Genomic DNA, 24,098 nt, shown 5'->3' with positions numbered 1-24,098 from the left:
GGAGGGAACGATGCGCGACCGCGAGCCGCTTCGGGGCGCCGGAAGCCGACCGTACCTCGCCGTGCCGGACCAGGAGGACGGCCCGGAGTGGGAAGGCCGCCCCGAGTGGGAGGGCCGCCCCGAGCGGGAGGGCCGCTCCGACTGGGAGGGCCGCCCCGAGCGGGAGAGCAGCCCCGACCGGGAGAGCCGCCCCGACCGGGAGAGCCGCCCCGAGCGGGAGAGCCGCCCCGACTGGGAGAGCCGCTCCGACTGGGAGGCCGGCGGGCACTCCTGGCCCGTCACCCAGCGGAACGCGGCCACCCGGGCGCCCGCGACGGCGGCCGAGATAGGCGTCGTCGGCCACCTCATGTCCACCGTCGAGCGGCTGCGCGCCGAACTCGCCCTGGCCCGGTCCGAGGCCGATGGCCGGGCCCTGGTCGAGCTGGCGAAGGGCGTCCTGGTCGAGCGCCTCGGCTGCGGCCCCACCGACGCGTACCGGCAGCTCGAAGGGCTCGCGGGCCGGTCGAAGGTGTCCGTCCTGGAGCTGGCGGCCGACGTGGTCAACCAGGCCTCCCGGGACCGGATCGCCGACGTCGCGCGCGAGTTCGTGGCGGCCGCGGGCGAGCCGCCGGTCGGCCTGCGGCTGCGCAGCGCGGAGACGGGCATCCTCGGCGCCGACGATGTGCAGGCCGTCGCCGAGTCGGCCCTGGAGCACGCGCTGCGGCCGCTCGGGGCGCAGGCGGTGGCGATCTGGTCGGCCAATCCGGACCAGTCCCTGACGCTGGCGGGCAGCGCCGGCTTCGGCGCCCAGGAGGCGCCGCTGTGGCGGCACGTCCCCCCCGGCGTGCAGACCCCGGCCCGCCAGGCGCTCGTCGCGCGGGCCGCCACCGCGTACGAGTCACTGGCGGCGGCCGGCCTCCCGTCCATCGGGCAGCGCGAGCTGACCGGCGGCCGGCTGGCCGTGCCCGCCGGGGCGGGCGGCCGGATCACCGGCGTGCTGGAGATCTGCTGGCCGGGCGCGCTCCCGCCGCGGTCCCAGTCGCTCCAGCGGCAGTTCGAGACGCTCGCCGAACTCTGCGCGACCGCCCTGGAGTCCTGCCCGGCCGGTGACGCGGACGCCCAGGCACCGCGCACGGCCGAACTCCTGGAGCTGGTCCACGGCATGCCCCACCCCTGCCTGGTGCTGCAGCCGGTGTTCGGCGCCGCCGACCTGCCGACCGACTACCTGATCAAGCACATCAACCCCGGCTTCGTCGACTTCGCCGGCCGGCCCCGCAGCTGCATCGCCGGCGCCCGCCTGCTGGAGGCCTACCCGCTGGCCGCCGAGCCGGGCGGCCTCTTCGAGAAGATCGAGCACGTCCTGGCGACCGGCGAGTCGTTCCGCTCCCCCGCGATGAGCCTCTCCGCGCTGGTCGGCGGCGTACCGCTGACCACCGAGGCCGCCGTCGACATCAGCCGGCACGGCTCCCACGTGGTGGTCCTCTGGCGGACGCAGGACGCGACGGCCAAGGTCGCGAACCTCCTCCAGCACGCCCAGCGGCTCGGCCGGATCGGGGGCTTCGAGGAGAACCTGCGGACCGGCGAGATCGCCTGGAACGACACGCTCTTCGACCTCCACGGGCTGCCGCTCACCGCCGACCCCCTGTCGATCGAGAACCTGGCCGAACACGCCCACCCGGACGACGGACACACCATCGGCCGGTTCCTGCGCACCCTGCTGCACCACCGGCGGTCCGCCTCCACCGCCTTCCGGCTGAAACGGGCCGACGGGATCGCCCGCCACATCCGGGTGGTCGCCGAGCCCGTCATCGGCGCGGACGCCCGGATCATCGCCGTCCGCGGCGCCTACCAGGACGTCTCCGCCCAGCACTGGACCGAGGTCGCCCTCGCCGCCACCCGCGACCAACTCGCCCACACCGAGCAGCAGTCCGCCGAGCGCAACCGGCTCGCCCTGCAACTGCAGCACGCCATCATGCCGCCCAGCCGGGGCTCCCTGGACCTGCACGACCTGCGGGTCGCCGTCCGCTACCGCCCGGCGGAGAAGGACCACCTGGTCGGCGGCGACTGGTACGACGCCGTCGGACTGCCGACGGGCCAGGTCCTCCTGTGCGTCGGCGACGTCGCCGGCCACGGGATCGATGCCGCCACCGGCATGGTCGCCCTGCGCAACGCGCTGCGCGGCCTGGCCGCCACCGGCGCCGGCCCCGCCCAGCTCCTCGCCTGGCTGAACAGCGTGACGCACCACCTGACCGACAACGTGACCGCCACCGCCGTCTGCGCGCTCTACGAGCCGCGCACCCACGTGCTGCACTGGGCGAGGGCGGGCCACCTGCCGCCGCTCCTGCTGCGCGACGGCCAGGCCCGCAAACTGCCCGCGGTCGCCGGCATCCTGCTCGGCGCGATCGACCAGGCCGAGTACGAGGAGGGCGAGATCCAGCTGAAGACCGGCGACACCCTCATGCTGTACACCGACGGCCTGATCGAACGGCGGGACCGCTCGCTCCAGGACTCCCTCGACGACCTGCTCGCCGGCGCCGAGGCGCCGGAGCGCTCGGACGACCCGGCCGAGCTGGAGCGGCGGCTCGACCACCTGCTGCGGTACAGCAACGCGGACACCGACGACGACACCTGCCTGATCGGCATCAAGGTCCGCTGAGCGGCGGTCCGTGACGTAGGCCGACCGCGACACCGGCGGGCGGCCCCCGGCGGGCCCTCAGGCCGGGCGCCTTCAGGCCGGGCCACACAGCCGCCCGGCGGTGTCGCGCGGGTGCGGGTCCCGCTCGCCCGGCGGGTGGAAACAGGCGATCACCGTCTTCCCCTCCTGCTGGCGGCGGATCTCCCACTCGTCGGCGAGGGCGTCCACGATCGCCATCCCCCGCCCGTTGAGCGCGTCGGTGCCCGCGCTGCGCGGCTCCGGCACCGCGGTGCTCCCGTCGTGGACGGACACGTGCAGGCACCGGCCGTCCCACACCAGCACCAGCTCGGCGCTGCTGTGGGCATGGATGTGGGCGTTGGTCAGCAGCTCGGAGACGGTGAGCAGGACGGCGTCCACGGTCTCGGGCGCGTCCCGCGTCCACGCGAGCGAGCGCAGGTGGTTCCGAGTCCACCGCCGCCCCGCCCGGACACCGCCCGCGATGGGGAATGAGCGGGCCCATCCCGTGGCCCTCACCGACGCGTCGCCCATGGCCCGATCCTCCGTCCCTCTTCAGTCCGTATCCAGCGCCTGCCCCCAAAACCCGCCCCCACGCACCCGAGGGCCGGAGCCGATGCCGGGCGGTGATCCCGCCCGTCGTCGGTCGGCGCCGGCGCCCTCCTGCGCCGCGACGGGGCGCGGCGGGCGCCCGGCCGGACCGGCACGCCCGGCCGCCGACGGCGGACGCACGGCTTCCGGCCGCGGACAATGGCCATTGTCCGCGGCCGAACTGCGGTTCCGCCCGTTCCTGTTGTGGACAACCTGAGCTCTCGCGAAGGTGGAGAGCCCGGCGGGACACCTCGACCGGGAACGAGCCCCGGAGATCGCGCACGGCTCCGGCGGCATGAGTGGAGGAAGCATGATGCGAAAGACCCTCGGCCGCTTCGCCGTGGTCACCGCGGCGATGGCCCTCGGCCTGGGCAGCGTCGTCACGACGGCCACCGCCCGCCCCGCGACACCTGCCTGCGGGAGCGCCCTCAACACCATCGACGACATCGCCGCCCAGGCCCAGCAGGCCATCAGCTACCGGGACAAGGGCAACGCCGCCGTCGGCCTCACGGACGCCGCCCAGCTGTCCTACGCGGCTCCGTGCTTCACCGAGGAGCTGCAGGACCTCCTCCGGGGGGCCGCATCGCGGTTCAACGATGCGGCCGGCACCCTGTACTACGACAACTGGGACGACGCCTACGCCAGTGCGGCCGCCGGGCGGGGACTGATCTGGCAGGCCCAGGACGCGAACCACTGACTGCGCGCCATGGGAGCGGTAGCCGACGACCGACCTCCGCCAGGACGGGCCGGAGCCTGCCCGCTCGGCCGACCGCGGCACCCTGGTCACCGTGCTGATGGCCGTGGAGGACGAGGAGCTGACCGAGGCCTCCTGCGACATGCCGGCCGTCCTCGCGGCCCGCGGGCTGCGGATGCCCAGCGCGGACGAGTGGGAGCACGCCTGCGGGGCCGGCGCCACCACCCTCTTCCGCTGGGGCGACGACTGCCCGCTCGACCGCATCCCCCACGGAGAGCCGGACGGGCCGCAGAGCCGGCCGAACGCCTTCGGGCTGCGCATCGCCTACGACACCTACCGCACCGAGGTGAGCAGCGACACCGCGTCCGTCCACGGCGGGGACGGCGGCGAGTCGGTGTGCGGCGGGTACGGCTTCCTGCTGGGGTGGCTCCCGCTGGCCACGGCCGACCGGAACCCCTTCATGGCCGAGTTCGTCCACGGCCCGGACGGGGACGGTCTCTGCGAGGACTTCTCGGTCCGTCCCGTCCTCCCGCTCTGAGGGCCGGAGTGCCCGGGGTCCGGCGCCGAAGCTTCTTCGGCGCCGGACCCGACAGCGACCTCAGGCACGCACCTCAGGCACACACCTCAGGCACGGCAGCGCAGCATCACCAGCGGCGGCTTGGCCAGGAGGTCCGCCCAGAACTCCGCGCCGAACTCGCGGAGGCCGGCTTCGGACACCTGGATCGGCACCCACTCCAGGTCACGGAATCCGGCCGCCCGCAGGCACTCCTCGTAGACCTCGCGACGCGGAACGGTGCTGACGATGCTGATCGGCCGCGGGTCGAGGAGCGCCGTGACCCGCACCCGCGGACCGGTCCCGGCCTCCTCACCGGTCGGCTCGCAGTGGAACCCGTACCGCTCCAGGGACGGACAGTCGAACGCGTAGTCGGGCCGCTGGGCGAACACGAAGAACTCGCCGCCGGGCACCAGGTTCCGATGGATGTTGCGGCACATCCGCTCCAACTGCTCGACGGATTCGGCGTAGTTGAGACACTGCACGGCCAGCGCGAGGTCGAACCGCCGGTCCAGCGGCGCCAGCTCGGCGACGTCGCCGACCTCGTAGCGCACGTCCAGCGGCTCACGCCGTTCCATGTCCCGCGCGGCGGCGATCATCTCGACGGAGATGTCGACGCCGAACACCTCGGAGGCGCCGCGCCGCTTGAACTCCCTGCTGTAGAAGCCGGTGCCGCACGCCAGGTCGAGGACCGACCTGCCCTTCACGTCCCCGACCATGCCGAGGAAGCTCGGCACCTCCCCGTAACGCATCAGCGGCAGGGACTTGAAACCCTCGAACGCCTCGCCGATCCCGTCGTACTGCTGCACGCTCACGTGCCGCCCCCTTCTGTCCTTCGCCCGTGCTTCGTCCGGTACGCGGCCACTCCGGCTCGCCGGACGCGGCGGGTGGAGGCCCGCCGGGGCCGTGGCGACGAGTCTCCTCCGCGCGGTGCGACGGCCGTACTGGCGGATGACACAAAGAAGTCGGCCGGGTGACGCGCGGGCATCGGCGTCCCGACACGACGTCACACCTCGTTCAGGGGCGGCCGTTCGGGGCCGCCGCGCCCCGTAGCCGGCCCGGATCCGTTCGAGGTACCGGTCGGCGCTCCCGTGGGGGTGGTCCTGGGCGCCGTGGCGGCGCAGGTCGATCCGGCCGTCGGCGTGCAGGCGCAGCGTGGTGGTCGCCCGGCGGGGCGGCTCGGCCGGGTCGCGGCCGGCGCCGGTGAGGGAGGTGGTGCCGAGCACGGGCACGGTGTCGGGGAACATCGCGGTGGCGTCGGCCGCGCGGCGTTCGTACCCTCGGCGGCTGGGAGCAGCCGGCGACCCACTCTGGCGAGCCGGTCGGGCGCGAGGGGCCGGCCGAGGCGACCGGGGTTCCGCCCGGTCCGCATGGATTCACCCAACTCCGCCGCGGCACAGTCTCCTTCACCCGGCGGACGCGGGTACCTCCGGAGACCGAGGACCGGATCCTCAGGCAGGACGACGCGGGACGGCTCCCCGACCCCCGCCGCCCCGCCCGGACGGACCCCCGGCGGCCGCGGTACGACCGACGGAGTGCGACGGGGCACGCTGGGGGCGCGTGGAAGCAGTGGGCGGGCGGCGCTCTGGTCAGCCGTCCCGACGCGCCTGCACCCTGGTGCGGGAGACGGGCACCGGGCCGTCGGAGGAGGGGTCCATGGGAACGCGGGCGCACGAGTCGGACCGCCGCTGGGAGAGGGCCGTGGTCATCGGCGGCGGGTACGCCGGTCTCGTCACGGCGCGGGTGCTGACCGACTGCTTCCGCGAGGTCGTCCTCCTGGAGCGGGACGAGGTGGACGAGCACACCGGCGTCCACCCGCACGCCCCACAGGGCCACCACGCGCACGCCATGCTGGCCCGGGGCGCGGAGGTGCTGGAGACGCTCTTCCCGGGCCTGCGCGAGGAACTGCGCGAACTCGGCGCCCCGGTCTACGACTACGGGGAGCGGATGAGCTTCCTGCAGCCGGCCGGCTTCGCCCCGCGGCACCCGACGGGCGTGCTGATCCAGTCGTTCACCCGGGACGAGCTGGAACGCCGGCTGCGGCGCCGGGTGCTGGCCCTGCCCGGTGTGCGGCTGCTGGCCCCGGCACGCTGCGAGGGTCTGCTCGCGGAGCGTCCCGGGGCCGTGACCGGGGTGGTGTACCGGGTGGCCGGCGCCGAGGAGCCGGCCACCCTGGCGGCGGACCTGGTGGTCGACGCCTCGGGGCGCGCCGGCGGGCTGGACGGCCGGCTCGACGCCCTGGGCGTGCGGGTGCCCGCGCCGCGGGTGGTGAAGGCGAAGATCACCTACACCTCGATGGTCTTCGCCCGGCCGGAGCGGGACCGCCCGGACTTCGACGCCGCCTACCAGATGACCTTCGCGCCGGGCATCCCGCGCGGCGGCGTCATCCTGGCCGTCGAGCGGAACCGCTGGACGTGCTCGCTGTTCGGCTTCGACGACCAGGTGCCGCCGACCGACGACCAGGGGTACCTCGACTTCGCCCGGAGCCTGGCGAACCCCCTGCTGGCCGAGCTGATCGAGCGCCGCACCCGTCCGGAGCCGACCCGCCGGTACGTCAATCCCAACAACCAGTGGAGCCAGTACCACCGGGCCAGGGACTGGCCCGAGCGCCTGCTCGCCGTCGGCGACTCGGTCTGCGTGTTCAACCCGGTGTACGGGCAGGGGCTCACCGTGGCGGCGCTGGAGGCCCGGCTCCTGCAGCGGATGCTGGCCGCCCGCCGGGCCGGGGGCGAGGGACTGGACGGACTGGGCCGCCGGTTCCAGCGCCGGCTGGCCCGCGTGCTGCTGGTGCCCTGGACGCTGTCGAGCAACTCGGACCTGATGTGGAACCCGGACGAGCGGCCGCTGCCGGCCCGGGTGGCCCACTGGTACAACTCCCAGGTCTTCACGGTGTCGGTGCACGACCCGGAGGTGTGGTCCCGGTTCGTCCGGGTCGCCAACATGGTCGCGCCGCCCACCCTGCTCTTCCAGCCCTCCGTCCTGCGGAAGGTCGTCGGCGCGGCGCTGCGTCGCCGCCGTGCCGCGCCGCCGGCCCGCACCACGCCGACGCCCCGCACCGCCGGCCACCCGGTGCCCGGGCCGGCGACGGAAGCGCCGTCCTCGACCACGCCCTCGCGGTAGGGCTTCACCCCAGGGAGGGACGCATGACCGAGACCACGGATCGGAACAGCGGCGTGGAAGGGGGCGTCGGGGTCACCGCGCTGCTGGTCGCCGCCGCACGGGCGATCGAGACCCACCGCCGGGACAGCCTGGCCCAGGACGCCTTCGCGGAGCACTTCGTGCGCGCCGCCCCGGCCTCCGCGGGCTGGCCGGTCCGGGGGCGGGAGGCCCCGGGCGGGGACGCGAACCCGCTCTGGGGGCGGTTCGCCCGCTACTTCGGTCTGCGAACGAGGGTCCTCGATGACTTCCTGCTCCGCTCGGTCCGCGCCGACGCCCGCCAAGTGGTGCTGCTCGGAGCCGGGTTGGACGCACGGGCGTTCCGGCTGGACTGGCCGCCCGGCTGCGTGGTCTTCGAGATCGACCGGCCCGGGGTGCTGGCATTCAAGCACCGGGTCCTCGACGGGCTGTCCGCCGTCCCGAGGGCGGCGCGCGTCCCCGTCCCGGCCGATCTGCGCGCCGACTGGGTCGGGGCGCTGACCGGCGCGGGCTTCGACCCGGCCGTCCCGAGCGTCTGGCTGGCCGAGGGGCTGCTGTTCTACCTGCCCAGCGCCGTCGAGTCGCACCTCGTCGGCGCGGTGGACCGGTTGAGCACCGGCGGCAGCGCCCTGGCGTACGAGGCCAAGCTCGAACCGGACCTGCTGCGGTACCGCGACAGCCCGCTCTACACCGCGACGAGGGAGCAGATCGGGATCGACCTGCTCACCCTGTTCAACCTCGAACCCCGGCCCGACTCGGCGGGCGCCCTGGCGGACCGGGGCTGGACCACCTCCGTCAGCACCCCCTTCGAGTTCACCCACCGGCACGGCCGCGGCCCGCTGCCCGAGCAGAACGACGCGCTGGCGGGCAACCGCTGGGTGTTCGCGCACAAGCCCCGGCGCTGACCTGCCCGCCGGGCCGGGCCGCCGGGCCGGTGCTCGGACCGGAGCACCGGGCGCACCGCGCCCGGACCCCGGCCCGACGGCGGGTCACGCGCCCGGGCTCGGCTCCCGCTCCTCGTCGACCGGCGCGAGCGGCCGGAGCCGGCGCAGCGCCGCGGCGACCGTACCGCCGGGCGTGACGTCGACGGTCTCGACCCACACCGCGGTGTCCGCCGGGAGGACGGCTCCGGTGGCGGCCACCCGCTCGCGCACCCGTGCGCAGAAGGCGTCCGGATCGCCGTCGGCGGCGGCGTACTCGCGCGACAGTCCGGCCGTGGAGCAGCCCGCCGTCGCGGGGGCCGGCAGGATGTCCGCACCGTTGGAGCAGCGGAGCGTGACCACGGGCGAGGGGCGGTAGGCGTCCGCGAACATGGGCAGGTTCGAGAAGGGGTAGACCCGGTCGTCCAGGGCGAACGAGAGCACCGCGCACGCCGCGAACGCCACCGGGCCCGTCCAGTCCGGGGTGAGGCCCGGCCCCGCACCGGCCGGCAGCGGCAGGGCGACCAGCCCCGCCAGCACGGCGTTCTCCCGGAAGTCGACCGCGAGCAGCCACCGCGAGCCCAGGTGGAAGAGCACCAGGCCCAGACCGATCGCCGCGCGCGGCCAGAACCCGGCGAGCATCAGCGGGGTGCCGGCCTCCAGCAGCAGCGTCGCCCACAGGAGCGGCACGCCCGCGCCCGGCCGGCGGACCAGGAGGCGGACCGGGCCGGCGTCCCGGACGCGCTCGCCGTCCCCGGTCCGGAACCGGTCGAACAGGGTGAGGTAGAAGGGGAAGAGCCGGCGGTCCGGCCAGCGCAGCCCGCGCTTGCGCACCTTGGAGACGGCCGAGACGAAGTAGTGGGCCGCCACCGCCCCCCACAGTCCTCCGGCCATCGACGCGGTCATCCGGTGCGGACCGGCGCCGGGAGCGGCGGCGAGCCCGGCACCCGCCATGGCGAGCAGCGCCATCCCGGTCAGGTGGAGGTGGTGGTGCACCTTGAAGTGGCGGGTGCCGTCGTCGTCCTCGGTGACGTACCCGGCGAACTCCTGCGACAGGTGGACGGTGGTGACCGGCACGAAGACCGCGGCCATGGCCACCGTCGCCGTCACCGGGAGGAGACCGGCCGTGAACGCGCACCCGGCGAGCACCAGCACGGCGGCGAGGGCGGTCCGGACCGCGGGCCCGACGAGGCGGTCGCCCACCCGCGCGCCGAGCGTGCCCGGCCGCCAGGTCGCACCGACTCCCAGCCCGCGCAGCGGCTCCTGGGCGGCCGACAGGACGACGACGGTGAGCAGGGCCCGGAAGAGCACGTCCTGCCACGGGCCCGGGGCGCCCTCGGGGAGGGACCAGGAGACAGCTGCGGACCACACTCGGCACTCCCCCGGGGTGGGTGACCACTCGTCCGTCCAGGATCGGGCCTGCGGAGGGATCCGGACAGCCTTCCGCGAGATGTCCCGAATAGAGGGCTCATCACACCAAGGCCGGTCAGCGTCCGTTCCCGGCACCCGCTGAACGGCTGCCGCGCCCGAGCGGGCCCCGTGCACCGGGCGCGCCGGGCACCGGCGACCCCCCGGGTCGGCGGGGCGGCGACCGCCGCCGGTGCGTCGCGGGCGGGAGCGGGCCGCGCCCCTGGCATGCTGCTGAGCGCGGCTTTCGGCCGGCCCCACCCGACCGGTGAGCCGGCCGGTGGGCCTCCCGGTGGGCAGCGGCAGCGGGCGCCCTGGGCCCAGGAGCCCGGAACGGCGGAGCGGGAACGGAAGGGGTGCGCGCATGGACCCGGTGACGAAGGCGCTCAACGAACTGCACCGGCGGATCAGCGGGTTGACGGACGGCGAAGTCGCCTCCTACATCCCGAAGCTCGCCCAGGCCGACCCCGACGACTTCGGGATCGCCCTCACCAGCATGGGCGGCCGCCGCTACCAAGCGGGCAAGGCCGACACCGAGTTCACCATCCAGTCGGTCTCCAAGCCCTTCGTCTACGCACTGGCCCTCACCGACCTCGGGCCCGACGAGATGCTCCGACGGGTCGGCGCCGAGCCCAGCGGCGAGGCCTTCAACGCCATCAGCCTGGAGCCGGTCACCGGGCGCCCGGCCAACCCGATGGTCAACGCCGGCGCGATCGCCACCACCGCCCTGGTCGCGGCGGCCGACCCCGAGGCGCGGTCCGCCCGGATCCTGGACTGCCTGTCCGCCTTCGCCGGCCGCCGACTGGGCTACGACGAGGAGGTGTACGCCTCCGAGGCCGCCAGCGGCGACCGCAACCGCGCGCTGGCCTACCTGATGCGCTCGGCCGGCTCGTTGACCGACGACCCGTACGCCGTGACGGCCACCTACTTCCGCCAGTGCTCCGTCCTGGTCACCGCGGCCGACCTCGCGGTGATGGCCGCGACCCTGGCCAACGGCGGCCGCAACCCGGTCACCGGCGAGCGGGTCGTGGAGCGGAGCGTGGCGGTGCGGACCCTGGCGGTCATGGCCACCTGCGGGATGTACGACGGCGCCGGGGAGTGGCTGCTGAACGTCGGGCTGCCGGCCAAGAGCGGGGTCGCCGGCGGGCTGATCGCGGCCAGCCCGGGCCGGTTCGGGGTCGCGGTCTACAGCCCGCCGCTGGACCGGGAGGGCAACTCCGTGCGGGGCGTGGCCGCGCTCACCGCGATGTCCGAGCGGCTCACCCTCCACCTCATGCACGCACCGGTGCACCTGACGGCCACCGTCACCGACACCGGGCACGGGGCGCGCTCCTCCCGCACCCGCAGCCCGGAGCAGACCGCGCTGCTCAACCGCAGCCGGCAGCGCATCATCGCCGTCGGCGCCCAGGGCGAGCTGGAGTTCACCGAGACCGAGCAGCTGCTGGGCGCCGTCGAGGGGGCCGTCCCCGCGACACCCGGCTGGCTGGTGCTGGACCTGATGGCCGTCACCGGCATCCGCCCCGGCTCCGCCGCGATGCTCGCCGCCGGTCTGGCGGACATCGCTCAGCGGGGCCACCGGATCGTCGTCGCCGCCCAGGAGCCGTTCCTGGCCGCGGCCGACGGGCACCCCGACTGGCAGGCCTTCACCAGCCGCGACGACGCGGTGGCCTGGTGCGAGGACCGGCTCCTGGCCGGCGAAGCGCCCCTCGCCCCGTCCGCCCCGAGCTGACCTCGTCGGGGCGTGCTGCCGGGCTGCCCGGTGCGACCAGAACGCACGGAGCCCGGTCGCCGCCGACTGCGATCGGGGCGACCGGGCTCCATCGGGCCCGCCGGGCGGACCGGCCCGCGGTCAGGACTCCTTGACCACCACGGTCTTGGCCGCCTTGTCGTGGAAGCACTGCTGGAGCGGCTTGTCCCAGAGCAGCGACAACACGTTCACCAGCGAGAACACCGAGCCGACACAGTAGACCGCCTGGGGCAGGCCGTAGACCGCGCTGCGGGTCCACAGCTCGTTGTCGCTCGGGCGGCCGCCGTGCGTCGCCGAGACCACCCGCAGCTTCATCGCCTTCTTGCCGACGGTCTGCTGGCCCTGGCTGAGCATCATCGCCGCCTCGTAGGCGAAGACGACCAGCGCGCCGATGACGGCGGCCAGGATCGAACCCGCCACGGTCGTGAAGGCCAGCTGGAGCACGATCAACGGGATCAGCAGCACGCCCAGGTCGATCAGACGGGCCAGGAAGCGGTCGGCCGGGGTGGCCAGGGTCCGGCTCCCGGGCGGCGGCGGTCCGTACGGACCCGCCGGGCCGACCCACGGCGGGAGCTGGCCGCCGCCCTGCGGGTAGCCCTGCGCGGGCGGCGGGTAGCCGGGAGCGCCCTGGGCGTAGCCGGGCGGCGGGTAGGCGGCACCGGGCTGCGGGTCGTAGGGGCCCTGCGGGGCCCCGTAGCCCGGCTGCGCCGGCGGCGGCTGCTTGCCGTACGGGTTCTCGTCCGACGGGTAGCCGTAGCCGGGGGGTGGGTTCGTCATCGTCCTGCTCGTTTCGTCGCGGCTTGTCCCTCGGGTCTAGTGGCTCCGACGATCGTTTAGGAAGACCCTGGGGCCAACCGTTACGTGAATACCCCGGACCTGCCCCCTCGTCACCCGCCCCCGGCACCCTCGTTCGCGGCCGGACACGTCCACCGGTACCGGACTCCGGGCGATGGGGAGTTCGGCGTCTCGCCACCCCCCGGCTACGCGGAGTGGTGCCCGGCGGCCTCCGCGCCGGCCGGGTGACGGGGTGGGCGCAGGTCCTGGGCGAGCAGGGCCGCGCCCAGTGCCGCGGCCCGGCGGCCGAGGGCGGAGGCGACGATGCGGGGTGGGTCCGGGGAGGTCAGGCGCCCGGACAGGGCTTTCCGGAGCGGGTCGAGGTAGGTCCGCCCGGCGAGGGACAGGGGGCCGCCGATGACGATCCGTTCGGGGGAGGTGTCGCCGACCGCGGCGGCCAGGACCTCGGCGAGGCCTTCGACGGCCTCCTGCCAGATGGCGGCGGCCGTCCCGTCGCCCGCCGCGGCCCGGGCCTGGACGTCTCTGGCGGTCACGCGCGCCTCGCCGGTGGCGAGGCGGTAGCGGCGGGCGATCGCGGCGGCCGAGGCGATCGTCTCCAGGCAGCCGTTGCCGCCGCAGGGGCAGGGTTCGCCGCCCGGGCGGACCACGACGTGGCCGAGTTCGCCGTCGCCGCCCGGCGCGTGCCCGTCGAGCACCATCGAGGCGGCGATGCCGGTACCGACCGGGACGTAGAGGAAGGAACGGCACGAGCGGCCGGCGCCGAGCCGGGCCTCGGCCAGGCCACCGGCGCGGACGTCGTGGCCGAAGGCCACCGGGACGTCGAGTTCCTCGGCCAGCCAGCACCGGACGGGAATCCCGCGCCAGCCCAGGTGGGCGGCGAAGACGGCGGTGCCGGTCGCCTCACCGACCAGGCCGGGCACCGCGATGCCGGCCGCCGACGGCGCGTGGTGCCGGGCGAGGTCGGCGGCGTACTCCAGGACGGTCTCCAGGACGGCGTCCGGTCCGCGGTCGGCGCGGGTCGGCCGCCGGCCGCTGTGCACGAGCGAGCCGTCCGGCGCGATCGCGACGGCCCGGATCTGTGCGACGCCGACCTCCAGCCCGATCACCACGGCGCTCGGGACCTCGGCGTGGGGGGCGACGGGGTTCTCCGCAGCCGTGATCTCCACCTGCTCCCCGTGATCGAATATGATAACTGTCTAGCTAATCCAATCACAGAGATGCACGATCTCTGGCGGTTCGGTCACTGCGCCCGCGATAGGCTTCACCTGCCGACACGACATGTAAGGGAGAGACCATGGGGACGCACGAGAGGTGGACGCGTCTGCTGGAGATCCTGGGCGACCGGGGTCGGCTGGAGGTCGGCGAGGCCGTCGAGCTGCTGAGCGTCTCCGCGGCTACCGTGCGTCGTGACATGGACGAGCTCGCGAACCAGCAGTTGCTGGTGCGCACCCGCGGCGGCGCGGTGCTGAGCGGTGTCGCGTACGACCTGCCGCTGCGGTACAAGACCGCCCGGCAGGCGAACGAGAAGCTCAGGATCGCCAAGGCCGCGGCCGCGCTCATCCCGCCGGGGGCGGTGGTCGGCCTCAACGGCGGCACCACCACGTCGGAGGTCGCCCGGGAGCTCGCGACCCGGCCCGACTTCGCCGAACACAGCAACGGAACCGCGCTGACCGTCGTCACCAACGCGATCAACATCGCCAACGAGCTGGCCGTGCGCCCGTACGTGAAGACGGTGGTCACCGGCGGAGTGGCCCGCCCGAACTCCTACGAGCTGACCGGGCCGCTGGCCACCATGGTGCTCCAGGGTCTCGCCCTCGACTACGCCATCCTCGGCGTCAACGCCGTGGACGCCAAGAACGGCGCCGCCACCCACGACGAGGGCGAGGCCAGCGCCAACCGCGCCATGGCCGAGCGGGCGGACAAGGTGATCATCGTCGCGGACGCCACCAAGATCGGCCGCCGCGCCTTCGCGCAGGTCTGCGCGGTCAACGAGTTCACGGTGCTGATCACCGACAAGGACGCCCCGGAGGAGATCGTCGAGCAGCTGATCGCCCAGGGCGTGGACGTGCACTCGGTCTGACCGCCCCCGGCACGCGCGACGTTCGAAGGGGCCCGGCAGCCGCCGGGCCCCTTCGCGCGCGACCGCCTCAGGACTTCGCGCGGAGCGTCGGCAGATGGCCCGCCCCGGCGACCCAGACGCCCTTCTGCATCACGGCGACGACGTCGTGGGCGGCGTCCAGCACCACCAGGTCGGCCCGCTTGCCGGTCTCCAGCGAGCCAACGGAGTCGCCCAGCCCCAGCAGTCGGGCGGGCACCGCGGAGAGCGACCGCGAGGCCTGCTCGGGAGTGAACCCGTCGACCGTCACCGCCCGCTTGAACGCCCGGTCGAGGGTCAGCGTGGAGCCGGCGATGGAACTGCCGTCGGCGAGTTCCGCGACGCCGGCACGGACCCGGATGTCCAGCGGACCCAGCCGGTAGGCGCCGTCGCCCATGCCCGCGGCGCTCATCGCGTCGGTGACCAGCGCGATCCGCCCGGCACCGACCGCGCGGTGGACGAGGCCGACCACCGCGGGGTGCACGTGCACGCCGTCGTTGATGAGCTCGACGGTGACCCGGTCGTCCTCCAGCAGCGCGCCGACCGGCCCGGGGTCCCGGTGGCCGAGGGCGGGCATGCCGTTGAAGAGGTGGGTGGCCACGGTGGCCCCGGCGTCGATGGCGGCGCGGACCGTGCGGTAGTCCGCGGCCGAGTGGCCGACCGCCGCGACGACCCCCGCGTCCACCAGGGTCCGGACGGCGTCGAGCCCCCCGGGCAGCTCCGGCGCGAGGGTGACCATGCGGGCGTGGCCCTTGGCGGCGTCCACCAGCCGGCGCAGCGGTTCGGGGGCGGGGTCTCGCAGCAGGGCGGGCGCGTGGGCGCCGCACCGGCCGCGGGCGATGAACGGACCCTCGAAGTGGACCCCGGCCAGTACGCCGTCCTGGGCGAGTTCGGCGAGTACGGCGGCCTGGCGGCAGAGCTCGTCCAGCTCGGCGGTGACGGTGCTGGCGACGGTGGTGGTGGTCCCGTGCAGGCGGTGGAACCGCGCGGCGGCCATCACCTCCCCGCCGTCGGCGGAGGTGTACGAGGCGCCGCCGCCGCCGTGGACGTGCAGGTCGACGAAACCGGGCACGACCAGGTGGCCGGTCAGATCCACGTCACCGGGTTCGGGAGTGCCCCCGAACCCGGTGATCAGGGCTCCTTCGACCGTGAGGCGTCCGCCGTCGACGGTGCCGGTGGCGGTCACCAGGCGAGCCCCGGACAGGGAGGTACGGGTGGCGGTCATGCGGCGCCCGTCGGGCCGTGGGCAGCGTTCGCGTGGTCCATGGAGCCTCTCTTGCGGCGGTCGTGCGGCGAGGAGCAGGGCGGCCCCGGGAGGGCGCTGGACGCGGCAGATCTGCACTCTTGTGCAGCACTCGCGGGCTCTGCGATCAGATCTCATCATTGTGGATGAGCCGAAAGTTGCACGCAAGGGCTCCCGGGGGCCGGGACGGGCGGACCGCCGACGAGGCGCGCAGTCATCGGCGGTCCGCCCGGAGGCGTCACGGGTGTTCCTGACCGGGATCGTGAGCGTGCTGCTGCTGGTCGCCGCCGCGGCGACGGCGAGGGCGCTGCGGGCGCGCAGCGTCCGGCGGTCAGGGCCGGCAGGATCCGCACCGGGGCGGCTCCGTCCGCGGCGCGGGGACGAACAGGCCGAACACCGTGTCGGCGACCACCCCGAAGCCGCCTCCCCCCAGGGCCTTCCGGTCGCCGCCGGGCGCCCGCGGACCGACGGCGGGGTCCAGCAGGGCGGGGGCGGGCCCTTCGACGAGCGGCGACGGATGGACGTCGGTCACGGCCGGCCGCCCTCGCCCGTGCGGACGCCGGAGGACCGGGCCGCTCCCCCGGGCTCGCTCCACTCCGCGAGCTGGACGTCGATGCCGTTGGGGTCGAGCACCCCGAACGTCCACGCGCCCCACGGCTGCAGGGTCAGCGGCGCGGTCACCTTCACCCCTGCCGCGACCAGGCGGGCCGCCTCCTCCGCGATGCCGGTGACGGTGAACGACACGTAGCCGTCGAGCGGGGGGTTCGGTGCCACCGCGAAGTCCGACAGGACCAGGGTGATGTCGGTGGCGGCGTCGTCCCGTTCGAGCTGGACGAAGCCGTCCGTGCGCAGGACTTCACGGAATCCGAGGTGCTCGGTGAAGAAACGGCTGGAGGCGGCCGGGTCACCGACCACCAGCGCCACGGTGGTGGACGTGATGTTCATGCCGTCCAGCCTGATCGCCGTGCCGGGAGCGAACAACGGCGATTCTCGCAACGATCGTTAACCCCCGGCTTCACGATCCGGTCGGGCCGAGCGGCCCCGCCGCGGAAGGCGTGAGGCGGACGGCGTGACGCGGACCCCAGAAAGCGTCCCGCCCTTCGCCGAGTACGTCGCCCGGTTCCCGGCGCCCCGAGGCGCTCCGGGCGTCCGGCGGACCACCCGCCCGACCGGTCCGCCGGGCGGGCCCTAGAAGGCGAACACGCCGAGGTCGCGGACGGTGGCGGCGAGGGCGCGGATGGCGTCGTCCTCCGCCTCCGTGCGCCACACGAGGGCGAAGGAGAGCGGGGCGAGGTCGGTGATCGGCAGCCAGCGGACGTCGGGCATGCCCCAGTACCGGGTGACGTGGCTCGGGAAGGGCTGGACGATGTCGCCCATGGCGACCAGGTCGATCAGTTCGGAGGAGTGCGTCACCTGGTACGCGCGCTCGATCGGGCGGCCCTTGGGGGTGGTGAAGGGCAGGTACCCCTCCTCCCAGTAGTCCAGTCCGATCCGGCCGCTGCCCTGCGGGAAGTCGGCGAGGTTCTCGAGCCGGACCGACGACCGGCCGCCGAGCGGGTGGTCCGCCGCCACGGCGAGGATGCGCGGATCGGTGAACAGGGTGGGGCCGACGGTCAGATCGGGCTCCTCGACGGGGAGCCAGGCGACGAAGACGTCGCATTCGCCGTCGCGCAGCTTGCCGAACGGGTCGTCCAGGACCGACAGCCGGACCTGCAGCTCCCACTGGGGGTGGCGCTTGCGGAACGTCTTCCAGTACACGTGCAGGTCGCCGACGTTGAACGGCATCATCAGGACCCGCAGCCGCCCGCTCACCCCCTGGGCGGCCATCCGCGCGCGCTCCAGCGAGTCCTGGAGGCCCTGGTAGCACGGCCGCAGGTCGTCCCGCAGCTGCCGGCCGACCTCGGTCAGCCGCACCGTCCGGCTGGTGCGCTCGAACAGCATCGCGCCGACGCTGCGCTCCTGCTTCCTGATGGCCTGGCTGACCCGGGCCGGGGAGATGTGCAGCCGCTCGGCGGTCCGGCCGAAGTGCAGTTCCTCGGCCAGCGCCAGAAAGATCTCGATGTCCCGCAGCTCCACCAGCGTCCCCCGATGTTCCCCGTGCCGATCTTCCGATCGCCGCGAAGTCTACGGCGCCCGCCCCCTGGCCGGTATGACGGGCGGCCGCCGCCGAGGGGCCTCGGACCGACGGTTCCGGGAGCGGGCGGACGCGCCGTCGAGGCCCCTCCCGGCGACGACGACGCGGGGCCGCTTGGCGTGATTGATTGTGATTCTTCGGGTCGATTTCCGAGCATGGGCGCGCAGTGCAGCTGACTCGTCACGGGGTGTATCGCGATGACACGTCAAGGGTCGATAGTGGGTGTCGCATTGACAACGGTCTGGCAACGGGGCTGGACCGGCTCGAACGGCTGATGAACACTGAGCCATCAGAAGACGCCACAAGATGATTCATTGCTGCTAGATTTGCGCATATTCGCGCAGCAAGTCGCAGTCTCTCCGTCGGTCGAGCAGGTCTGACGACGGTCCTCCCAGCAGCCCGGATGCGACGTTCCGTGGCTCGAAGAACACGTCCGGCACCCGGCATCGCCCCCGGGGCCAGAGGAGGTCTCCCATGAAGAACCGCGCGCTCACGCTCCTGTCCGCCTGTACGGTCGGCGCGCTCGCCCTCACCGCCTGCGGCAGCAGCGGCGGCGACAGCGCGTCAGCGGACGGCACGGTCACCCTCAAGCTGGTGGCGGCCGACTACGGGGACAAGGCGAGCAACAGCTCCAAGGCCTACTGGGACGACGTCGCCCAGCGCTTCCAGGCCGCCAACCCCAAGATCAAGGTCGATGTCCAGGTCGTGAACTGGAACGACATCGACAAGCAGGTCAAGACGATGATCCAGAGCGGCAACGAGCCCGACATCCTGCAGACCGGCGGGTACGCCGACAAGGTCACGGACGACCTGCTCTACAAGGCCGACGACGTCATCTCGATGGCCACCAAGGCCAACCTCATCTCCACCTTCGCCTCGGCCGGCGAGGTCAACGGCGTCCAGTACGGCATACCGTTCGTCTCCTCGGCCCGCGCGTTCTTCTACAACAAGGCCCTGTTCACCCAGGCCGGCATCACCGAGGCCCCCAAGAGCTGGGACGACGTCAAGAAGGACGCCGAGCTGATCAAGGCCAAGGTCCCCGGCGTCACCCCGTACGCGCTCCCCCTCGGCCCGGAGGAGGCCCAGGGCGAGAGCGCGATGTGGGAGTTCGGCAACGGCGGTGCCATCACCGACGATTCGGGCAACTACACGCTCGACAGCGCGGCCAACGTCGACACCTTCAAGTGGCTGAAGACCAACCTGGTCGACCCCGGCCTGACCTACGCCAACCCGGCCACCACCGACCGCAAGACCGCCTTCGCGGACTTCGCCGCGGGCAAGGCCGCCATGCTCAACGGCCACCCGTCCCTGATCCAGATGGCCGCCGACGGCAAGGTCGACTACGGCGTCGCACCGATCCCCGGCAAGGACGGCGCGCTCAAGTCCACCCTCGGCGTGGCCGACTGGACGATGGCCTTCAAGAAGAACGGCCACAAGGAGCAGATCAAGCAGTTCCTGGACTTCGCGTACTCCAAGGAGAACACGCTGAAGTTCGACGAGCTCTACAACCTCATGCCCGTCACCCAGGACACCCTGACCGAGATGACGGCCAGCGGCAGGCACAAGGACCTGGAGCCGTTCTTCGCGCTGCTCCCGCAGGCCAAGTTCTACCCGCTCGGCAAGACCAGCTGGGACACCGTCTCCGCCGAGATGAAGAAGACCATCGGCACCGCCGTCAAGGAGGACCCGGCCAAGGTGCTGGGCGACCTGCAGAAGAAGGCCGAAGCCGCGGCCGCCGACACCAAGTAGGCGCCCCGGCCCCCCGACCGCGGGGGCGGCGGACCGCCCTGACTCAGCGCCGCCGCCCCCCGCACCACCACCGTCCCGCTCCGTGCGGCACCCAGGCCGCACGCGCACGGAAGGCGCCTCCGGTGTCCCTCAACCCCTCCCGCACCAAGGCGGCCGGGCCGGCCCCCGGCCCGAAGCCCTCCCGCCGACGCGGCCTCGACCGCCTCGGCCCGCTCCCCTGGATCGGCCCCGCCGTCCTGCTGATCATCGCCGTCGTCCTGTGGCCCGTCTACGAGATGGTCCACACCTCGTTCCAGCGGATCAGCACCAGCGGCTTCGTCCGCGGCTCGGCCGGCTTCGACAAGTACCGCAAGCTCTTCGACGAGACCGACCTCGGACACGTCCTGACCGCCACCGTCGTCTGGACCGTGGTCGTCGTCAGCATCACCATGGTCGCCTCACTGGCCCTCGCCCAGTTGTTCAACCAGCAGTTCCCCGGCCGCCGCCTCACCCGCTGGGCGCTGATCGCGCCCTGGGCGGCGTCCGTCCTGATGACCGCCATCGGCTTCAAGTGGATGCTCAACCAGACCGCCGGCGTCCTCAACACCGCGATGGTCGACCTCGGGATCATCGACGGCCCCAAGGACTGGCTCGGCGACCCGTCCACCGCCTGGCCGTGGATGATGTTCGTGGCGGTCTTCGTCTCGCTCCCCTTCACCACCTACACCCTGCTCGCCGGTCTGCAGACCGTGCCCGCGGAGCTCTACGAGGCGGCGGAGGTCGACGGCGCCGGCACCTGGCGCACCTACCGCCTGATCACCCTGCCGCTGCTGCGCCCGGCCTTCCTCGTCGGTGTCGTCATCAACCTGATCAACGTCTTCAACTCCTTCCCCATCATCTGGGGCATGACGCAGGGCGGGCCGAGCAGCGACACCGCCACCACCACGGTCTTCATGTACCAGCTGAAGAACACCGACATCGGCGAGAGCGCGGCCATGTCCGTCGTCAACTTCGCCCTGGTCGTCGTCATGGTGCTGCTCTTCCTCAAGGTCAGCCGCTGGAACGAGGAGGAGAACCGATGACCCAGCAGACCCTCACCGAGCCCCGTACCGCGCAGCGCCGGCGCCGGCCCGCCGCCCCGGCCGCGCCGCCGGCCGCACGGCGCCTGCGCCCCCGGACCGTGGTCGTCGCGGCCACCGCCTGGCTGCTGGCCGCCGTCTTCCTGCTGCCCTACGCGCAGATGGTGATCACCGCGCTGCGCCCCGCCGACGAGCTGCGCGACAACACCTACCTCCCGGAGCACTTCGCCTGGTCCAACTTCGTCGACGTCTGGCGGGAGTCCAACCTCGGCTCGAACCTGCGCGTCACCCTGCTGGTGGCCGGCGGGTCCACCGTGCTGGTCCTGCTGGTGGCGCTGCCCGCCGCCTACTACACGGCCCGGATGACCTTCCGCGGACGCAAGCTCTTCCTGCTGCTCGTGCTGGTCACCCAGATGTTCCAGCCGACGTCGCTCCTGGTGGGCCTCTACCGCGAGTTCTACCAGCTGGACATGCTCAACTCGGTCTGGACGCTGATCCTCTGCAACGCCGCCTTCAACCTGGCGTTCGCGATCTGGATCCTCAGCGCCTACATCGGCTCCATCCCGGTGGCGCTGGAGGAGGCGGCCATGATCGACGGTCTGAGCCGGTTCAAGGCGCTCCTGCGCGTCACGCTCCCGCTCGCGCTGCCCGGGGTCGTCACCGCCGTGATCTTCACCTTCATCGCGGCCTGGAACGAGTTCGTGATGGGCCTGACCCTGTCCACCGTGCCCGACAGCCAGCCGCTCACCGTCGGCATCAACAGCTTCGTCGGCAACTACACCGTGCAGTGGAACTTCCTGTTCGCCGGGTCGATCGTCGCCATCCTCCCGGTCGTGGTGCTCTTCGCCTTCATCGAGCGCCAGGTCGTCTCCGGACTGACCGCCGGATCCGTGAAGTAGCCCGCCGGCCCGCACCCGCCGACCGTCGAGGACCGGCGGTCGGCAGGCCGCTGTGACCACCCCCCGAGCACCAGGGAGCCCACCGTGCCCGAGAGCAGTACGAGAGCCCGTCACCCCATCGCATCGGAGGCGCGCGATGGCTGAGCACGCCCGGCCCGACGAGTGCGTCATCGCCCTGGACGTGGGCGGCACCGGGATGAAGGGGGCGCTGGTCGACCGGCGGTCGGGCGTCCTGCTCACCGAGCGGCGCCGCACGCCCCGGGCGGCCGGGCCCGAGGCCGTCGTCGACGCCGTCACGGCGGCCCTGCGGTCCCTCGCCGGCCAGGCCGCGGACCTCGGCCTCACCGTCCGCCGGGCCGGGGTGGTCGTCCCCGGCATCGTCGACGCCGAGCGGGCCGTGGCCGTCTACGCCGCCAACCTCGGCTGGCGCGACCTGCCGCTGGCCGCCCTGCTCGAAGAACGCACCGGACTGCCGGTCACGCTGGGCCACGACGTACGGGCCGGCGGCCTGGCGGAGGTCCGGCTGGGCGCCGCGCGGGGCGCCCGGGACGCGCTGTTCGTCGCGATCGGCACCGGTATCTCGGCCGCGATCGTCCACGACGGCCGGCTGCTGACCGCCGGCGGCTACGCGGGCGAGCTCGGCCACCTCGTCGTCGAACCGGACGGCCGGCCGTGCCCCTGCGGCGCCCGGGGCTGCCTGGAGACCATCGCCTCCGCGGCGGGCATCGCCGCGGCCTACAGCGCCCGCACCGGCCGGCCCGTCCACGGCGCCGCCGAGGTCGCCGCCCTGCTCGCCGAGGGGGACGAGGCCGCCCTGGCCGTCTGGCAGCGCGCCGTCCACGGGCTGGCGACCGCGCTCACCACCGCCGTGACGCTGCTCGCCCCCGAGGTCGTCGTCCTCGGCGGCGGGCTCGCCGAGTCGGCCGGCCTGCTGCTGGACCCGCTGCGGGCCGGCCTCGACCGGAGACTGACGTTCCACCGGCGCCCCCGCCTGGTGGCCGCCGCGCTGGGCGACGAGGCGGGCTGCCTCGGCGCCGGGCTGCACGCCTGGGACACGGTGGACCGGCTGGGAACAGCGCTGGGCGCTCCCGGCCGTCACTGACCGGGCCGCCGTACCGGCACCCCTCCGGCCCCTCCGGCCCCCGTCGGCCCCCCGCACCGCCCCCGCCCGCACCGCTCGTCCGGCAGGACCCGGCGCGGCCCCGCGGGGGTCCGCGGGCGCGCGCCCGGATCCTAGGGGAATCTGCGATCAATACTGTCGCAAACTCTCACTCTTGACTCATGGGCGATCACGCCCTCCGAGACGGCGAACGGCGTCGTTCGGCGATCGCTCCCCGCTCCACGCCCGGGTGATCGCCCCAGCTCACGCGCCATTCCCCGAGGTTGATCCGTCGGACGGTCGGTCGAGGCCGATCGCGAGGGAACTTCTGCATGCGCACTTCAAAGTCGGCATCGGGCCGCACCACCCTGGTATCACATGCTTGAAGATGCTTAAATGTGCATCATCTAGCTCAGCTTTCATCAGATGATCTTGAGAGGGGTCAGCAATGACGCACGTAGAGGCAGAGATCGCCGACCAGCCGCAGTGCTGGGCGCGCGCGGCGGCCCTGGCCGCGGCCGGCCACCCCGCCCTGCCCGGAGCAGGCGAGCGGGTCGCCGTCGTCGGGTGCGGGACGTCGTACTTCATGGGCCAGGCCTACGCCGCCCTGCGCGAGTCGGGCGGCCAGGGCGTGACCGACGCGTTCGCCGCGTCCGAGTTCCCGACCGGCCGCTCCTACGACCGCGTGATCGCACTCACCCGCTCCGGCACCACGACCGAGGTACTGGAACTGCTCGACGGCCTGCGCGGAAAGGTCCGGACCAGTGCGATCACGGCGGATCCGAACACGCCCGTCATGTCGGCCGCGGACGACGTCGTCGTCCTGGACTTCGCCGACGAGCGGTCCGTCGTGCAGACGCGCTTCGCCACCACCGCGCTGACGTTCCTGCGCGCGCACCTGGGCCTGCACACCGAGGCGGTGGAGGAGGACGCCCGCCGCGCCCTGGCGGAGCCCCTGCCGGCCGGCCTGGTCGAGTGCGGCCAGTTCACCTTCCTGGGGCGCGGCTGGACGGTCGGCCTGGCCAACGAGGCCGCGCTGAAGATGCGCGAGGCGGCCCTCGCCTGGACCGAGTCGTACCCGGCCATGGAGTACCGCCACGGCCCGATCAGCATCGCCGCGCCGTCCACCGCCACCTGGATGCTCGGCGACGCCCCGGTCGGCCTCGCCGAGCAGGTCGACTCGACCGGTGCCCACTGGATCGAGGGCCGGCTCGACCCGCTGGCCGAGCTGGTCCGCGTGCACCGCCTCGCCGTCGCCGTCGCGGCGGCCAGGGGCCTCGACCCCGACCAGCCGCGCAACCTGACGCGCTCCGTGATCCTCGCCGACGCGTGACCCCCACCGTCCAGCTC

Annotated in this window: 20 protein-coding genes and 1 pseudogene; 12 read left to right on the top strand and 9 right to left on the bottom strand. The window is 73.7% G+C overall.

Annotated elements, in window-relative coordinates:
* Positions 1-10 precede the first annotated feature (10 nt).
* On the top strand, positions 11-2,635 hold the full coding sequence (locus ABT263_RS02080; RefSeq protein WP_352286560.1) for a SpoIIE family protein phosphatase: 2,625 nt from the start codon (positions 11-13) through the stop codon (positions 2,633-2,635).
* A 72-nt stretch (positions 2,636-2,707) separates the two neighbouring features.
* Here ABT263_RS02080 and ABT263_RS02075 read toward each other — a convergent pair whose 3' ends face one another.
* Positions 2,708-3,163 carry an ATP-binding protein gene (locus ABT263_RS02075; RefSeq protein WP_352286558.1) on the bottom strand — a complete coding sequence of 152 codons (456 nt, stop codon included), beginning with the start codon at positions 3,161-3,163 and terminating at the stop codon, positions 2,708-2,710.
* A gap of 367 nt (positions 3,164-3,530) precedes the next feature.
* On the opposite strand from ABT263_RS02075, the gene ABT263_RS02070 reads away from it, so the two are divergent.
* Positions 3,531-3,917: a hypothetical protein gene (locus tag ABT263_RS02070; protein WP_352286556.1), complete on the top strand. Its 387-nt coding sequence runs from the start codon at positions 3,531-3,533 to the stop codon at positions 3,915-3,917.
* 79 nt (positions 3,918-3,996) lie between these two features.
* Positions 3,997-4,452: pseudogene (locus tag ABT263_RS02065) on the top strand (hypothetical protein); the annotation flags it as partial.
* Between the two features lie 86 nt (positions 4,453-4,538).
* Here ABT263_RS02065 and ABT263_RS02060 read toward each other — a convergent pair.
* Entirely contained in the window at positions 4,539-5,282 is a 744-nt protein-coding gene (locus tag ABT263_RS02060; RefSeq protein WP_352286554.1) for a class I SAM-dependent methyltransferase, read from the bottom strand.
* Between the two features lie 841 nt (positions 5,283-6,123).
* On the opposite strand from ABT263_RS02060, the gene ABT263_RS02055 reads away from it, so the two are divergent.
* Together ABT263_RS02055 and ABT263_RS02050 are read left to right on the top strand one after the other, a co-directional pair.
* Positions 6,124-7,587, top strand: coding sequence for an FAD-dependent oxidoreductase (locus tag ABT263_RS02055; protein WP_352286553.1), 1,464 nt, complete (start codon positions 6,124-6,126; stop codon positions 7,585-7,587).
* Positions 7,588-7,610: 23 nt separating this feature from the next.
* Complete coding sequence (locus tag ABT263_RS02050) at positions 7,611-8,507, top strand: class I SAM-dependent methyltransferase (RefSeq protein WP_352286551.1); 897 nt, start codon at positions 7,611-7,613, stop codon at positions 8,505-8,507.
* Positions 8,508-8,591: 84 nt separating this feature from the next.
* Here the strand turns inward: ABT263_RS02050 and ABT263_RS02045 are convergent, their stop codons facing one another.
* Positions 8,592-9,893, bottom strand: a complete 1,302-nt coding sequence (locus ABT263_RS02045; protein ID WP_352286549.1) for a hypothetical protein — start codon at positions 9,891-9,893, stop codon at positions 8,592-8,594.
* A gap of 400 nt (positions 9,894-10,293) precedes the next feature.
* Here ABT263_RS02045 and glsA point away from each other — a divergent pair, with 400 nt between their 5' ends.
* The gene (gene glsA / locus ABT263_RS02040; protein WP_352286547.1) at positions 10,294-11,658 is read left to right on the top strand and encodes a glutaminase A; all 1,365 of its coding nucleotides are present in this window, start codon (positions 10,294-10,296) and stop codon (positions 11,656-11,658) included.
* Positions 11,659-11,778: 120 nt separating this feature from the next.
* On the opposite strand, the gene ABT263_RS02035 is transcribed toward glsA, so the two are convergent.
* A complete protein-coding gene (locus ABT263_RS02035; protein WP_352286545.1) occupies positions 11,779-12,453 on the bottom strand; it encodes an RDD family protein in 675 nt (224 codons plus the stop codon).
* A 203-nt stretch (positions 12,454-12,656) separates the two neighbouring features.
* Complete coding sequence (locus ABT263_RS02030) at positions 12,657-13,637, bottom strand: ROK family protein (protein WP_352286543.1); 981 nt, start codon at positions 13,635-13,637, stop codon at positions 12,657-12,659.
* A 128-nt stretch (positions 13,638-13,765) separates the two neighbouring features.
* Between ABT263_RS02030 and ABT263_RS02025 the strand changes: the two genes are divergently transcribed.
* Positions 13,766-14,551 carry a DeoR/GlpR family DNA-binding transcription regulator gene (locus ABT263_RS02025; protein ID WP_352286541.1) on the top strand — a complete coding sequence of 262 codons (786 nt, stop codon included), beginning with the start codon at positions 13,766-13,768 and terminating at the stop codon, positions 14,549-14,551.
* A 67-nt stretch (positions 14,552-14,618) separates the two neighbouring features.
* Here the strand turns inward: ABT263_RS02025 and nagA are convergent, their stop codons facing one another.
* The 4 genes from nagA to ABT263_RS02005 form a co-directional block, all read right to left on the bottom strand.
* A complete protein-coding gene (gene nagA, locus ABT263_RS02020) occupies positions 14,619-15,791 on the bottom strand; it encodes an N-acetylglucosamine-6-phosphate deacetylase (protein ID WP_352286539.1) in 1,173 nt (390 codons plus the stop codon).
* A gap of 349 nt (positions 15,792-16,140) precedes the next feature.
* Entirely contained in the window at positions 16,141-16,341 is a 201-nt protein-coding gene (locus ABT263_RS02015; protein WP_352286537.1) for a hypothetical protein, read from the bottom strand.
* On the bottom strand, positions 16,338-16,754 hold the full coding sequence (locus ABT263_RS02010; RefSeq protein ID WP_329485508.1) for a VOC family protein: 417 nt from the start codon (positions 16,752-16,754) through the stop codon (positions 16,338-16,340). The genes ABT263_RS02015 and ABT263_RS02010 overlap by 4 nt, the downstream gene beginning before the upstream one ends.
* 243 nt (positions 16,755-16,997) lie before the next feature.
* Positions 16,998-17,885 carry a LysR family transcriptional regulator gene (locus ABT263_RS02005; protein WP_329485510.1) on the bottom strand — a complete coding sequence of 296 codons (888 nt, stop codon included), beginning with the start codon at positions 17,883-17,885 and terminating at the stop codon, positions 16,998-17,000.
* 532 nt (positions 17,886-18,417) lie between these two features.
* Here ABT263_RS02005 and ABT263_RS02000 point away from each other — a divergent pair.
* From ABT263_RS02000 to ABT263_RS01980, 5 genes are all read left to right on the top strand, one after another.
* Entirely contained in the window at positions 18,418-19,692 is a 1,275-nt protein-coding gene (locus ABT263_RS02000) for an extracellular solute-binding protein (RefSeq protein ID WP_352286535.1), read from the top strand.
* 122 nt (positions 19,693-19,814) lie between these two features.
* Positions 19,815-20,753: a carbohydrate ABC transporter permease gene (locus ABT263_RS01995; protein ID WP_352286533.1), complete on the top strand. Its 939-nt coding sequence runs from the start codon at positions 19,815-19,817 to the stop codon at positions 20,751-20,753.
* Positions 20,750-21,649, top strand: coding sequence for a carbohydrate ABC transporter permease (locus tag ABT263_RS01990; protein ID WP_352286531.1), 900 nt, complete (start codon positions 20,750-20,752; stop codon positions 21,647-21,649). The genes ABT263_RS01995 and ABT263_RS01990 overlap by 4 nt, the downstream gene beginning before the upstream one ends.
* Positions 21,650-21,785: 136 nt before the next feature.
* Positions 21,786-22,751, top strand: a complete 966-nt coding sequence (locus ABT263_RS01985; RefSeq protein WP_352286530.1) for an ROK family protein — start codon at positions 21,786-21,788, stop codon at positions 22,749-22,751.
* A 445-nt stretch (positions 22,752-23,196) separates the two neighbouring features.
* Positions 23,197-24,081 (top strand): SIS domain-containing protein, encoded by an 885-nt coding sequence (locus ABT263_RS01980; protein WP_352286528.1) that lies wholly within the window; start codon positions 23,197-23,199, stop codon positions 24,079-24,081.
* The last annotated feature ends 17 nt before the right edge of the window (positions 24,082-24,098 follow it).

This window comes from Kitasatospora sp. NPDC001603, assembly GCF_040298365.1.
Lineage (GTDB): Bacteria > Actinomycetota > Actinomycetes > Streptomycetales > Streptomycetaceae > Kitasatospora.
Note: the sequence above shows the minus strand (reverse complement) of the source record. Positions and strands in the feature narration are given on the sequence as shown.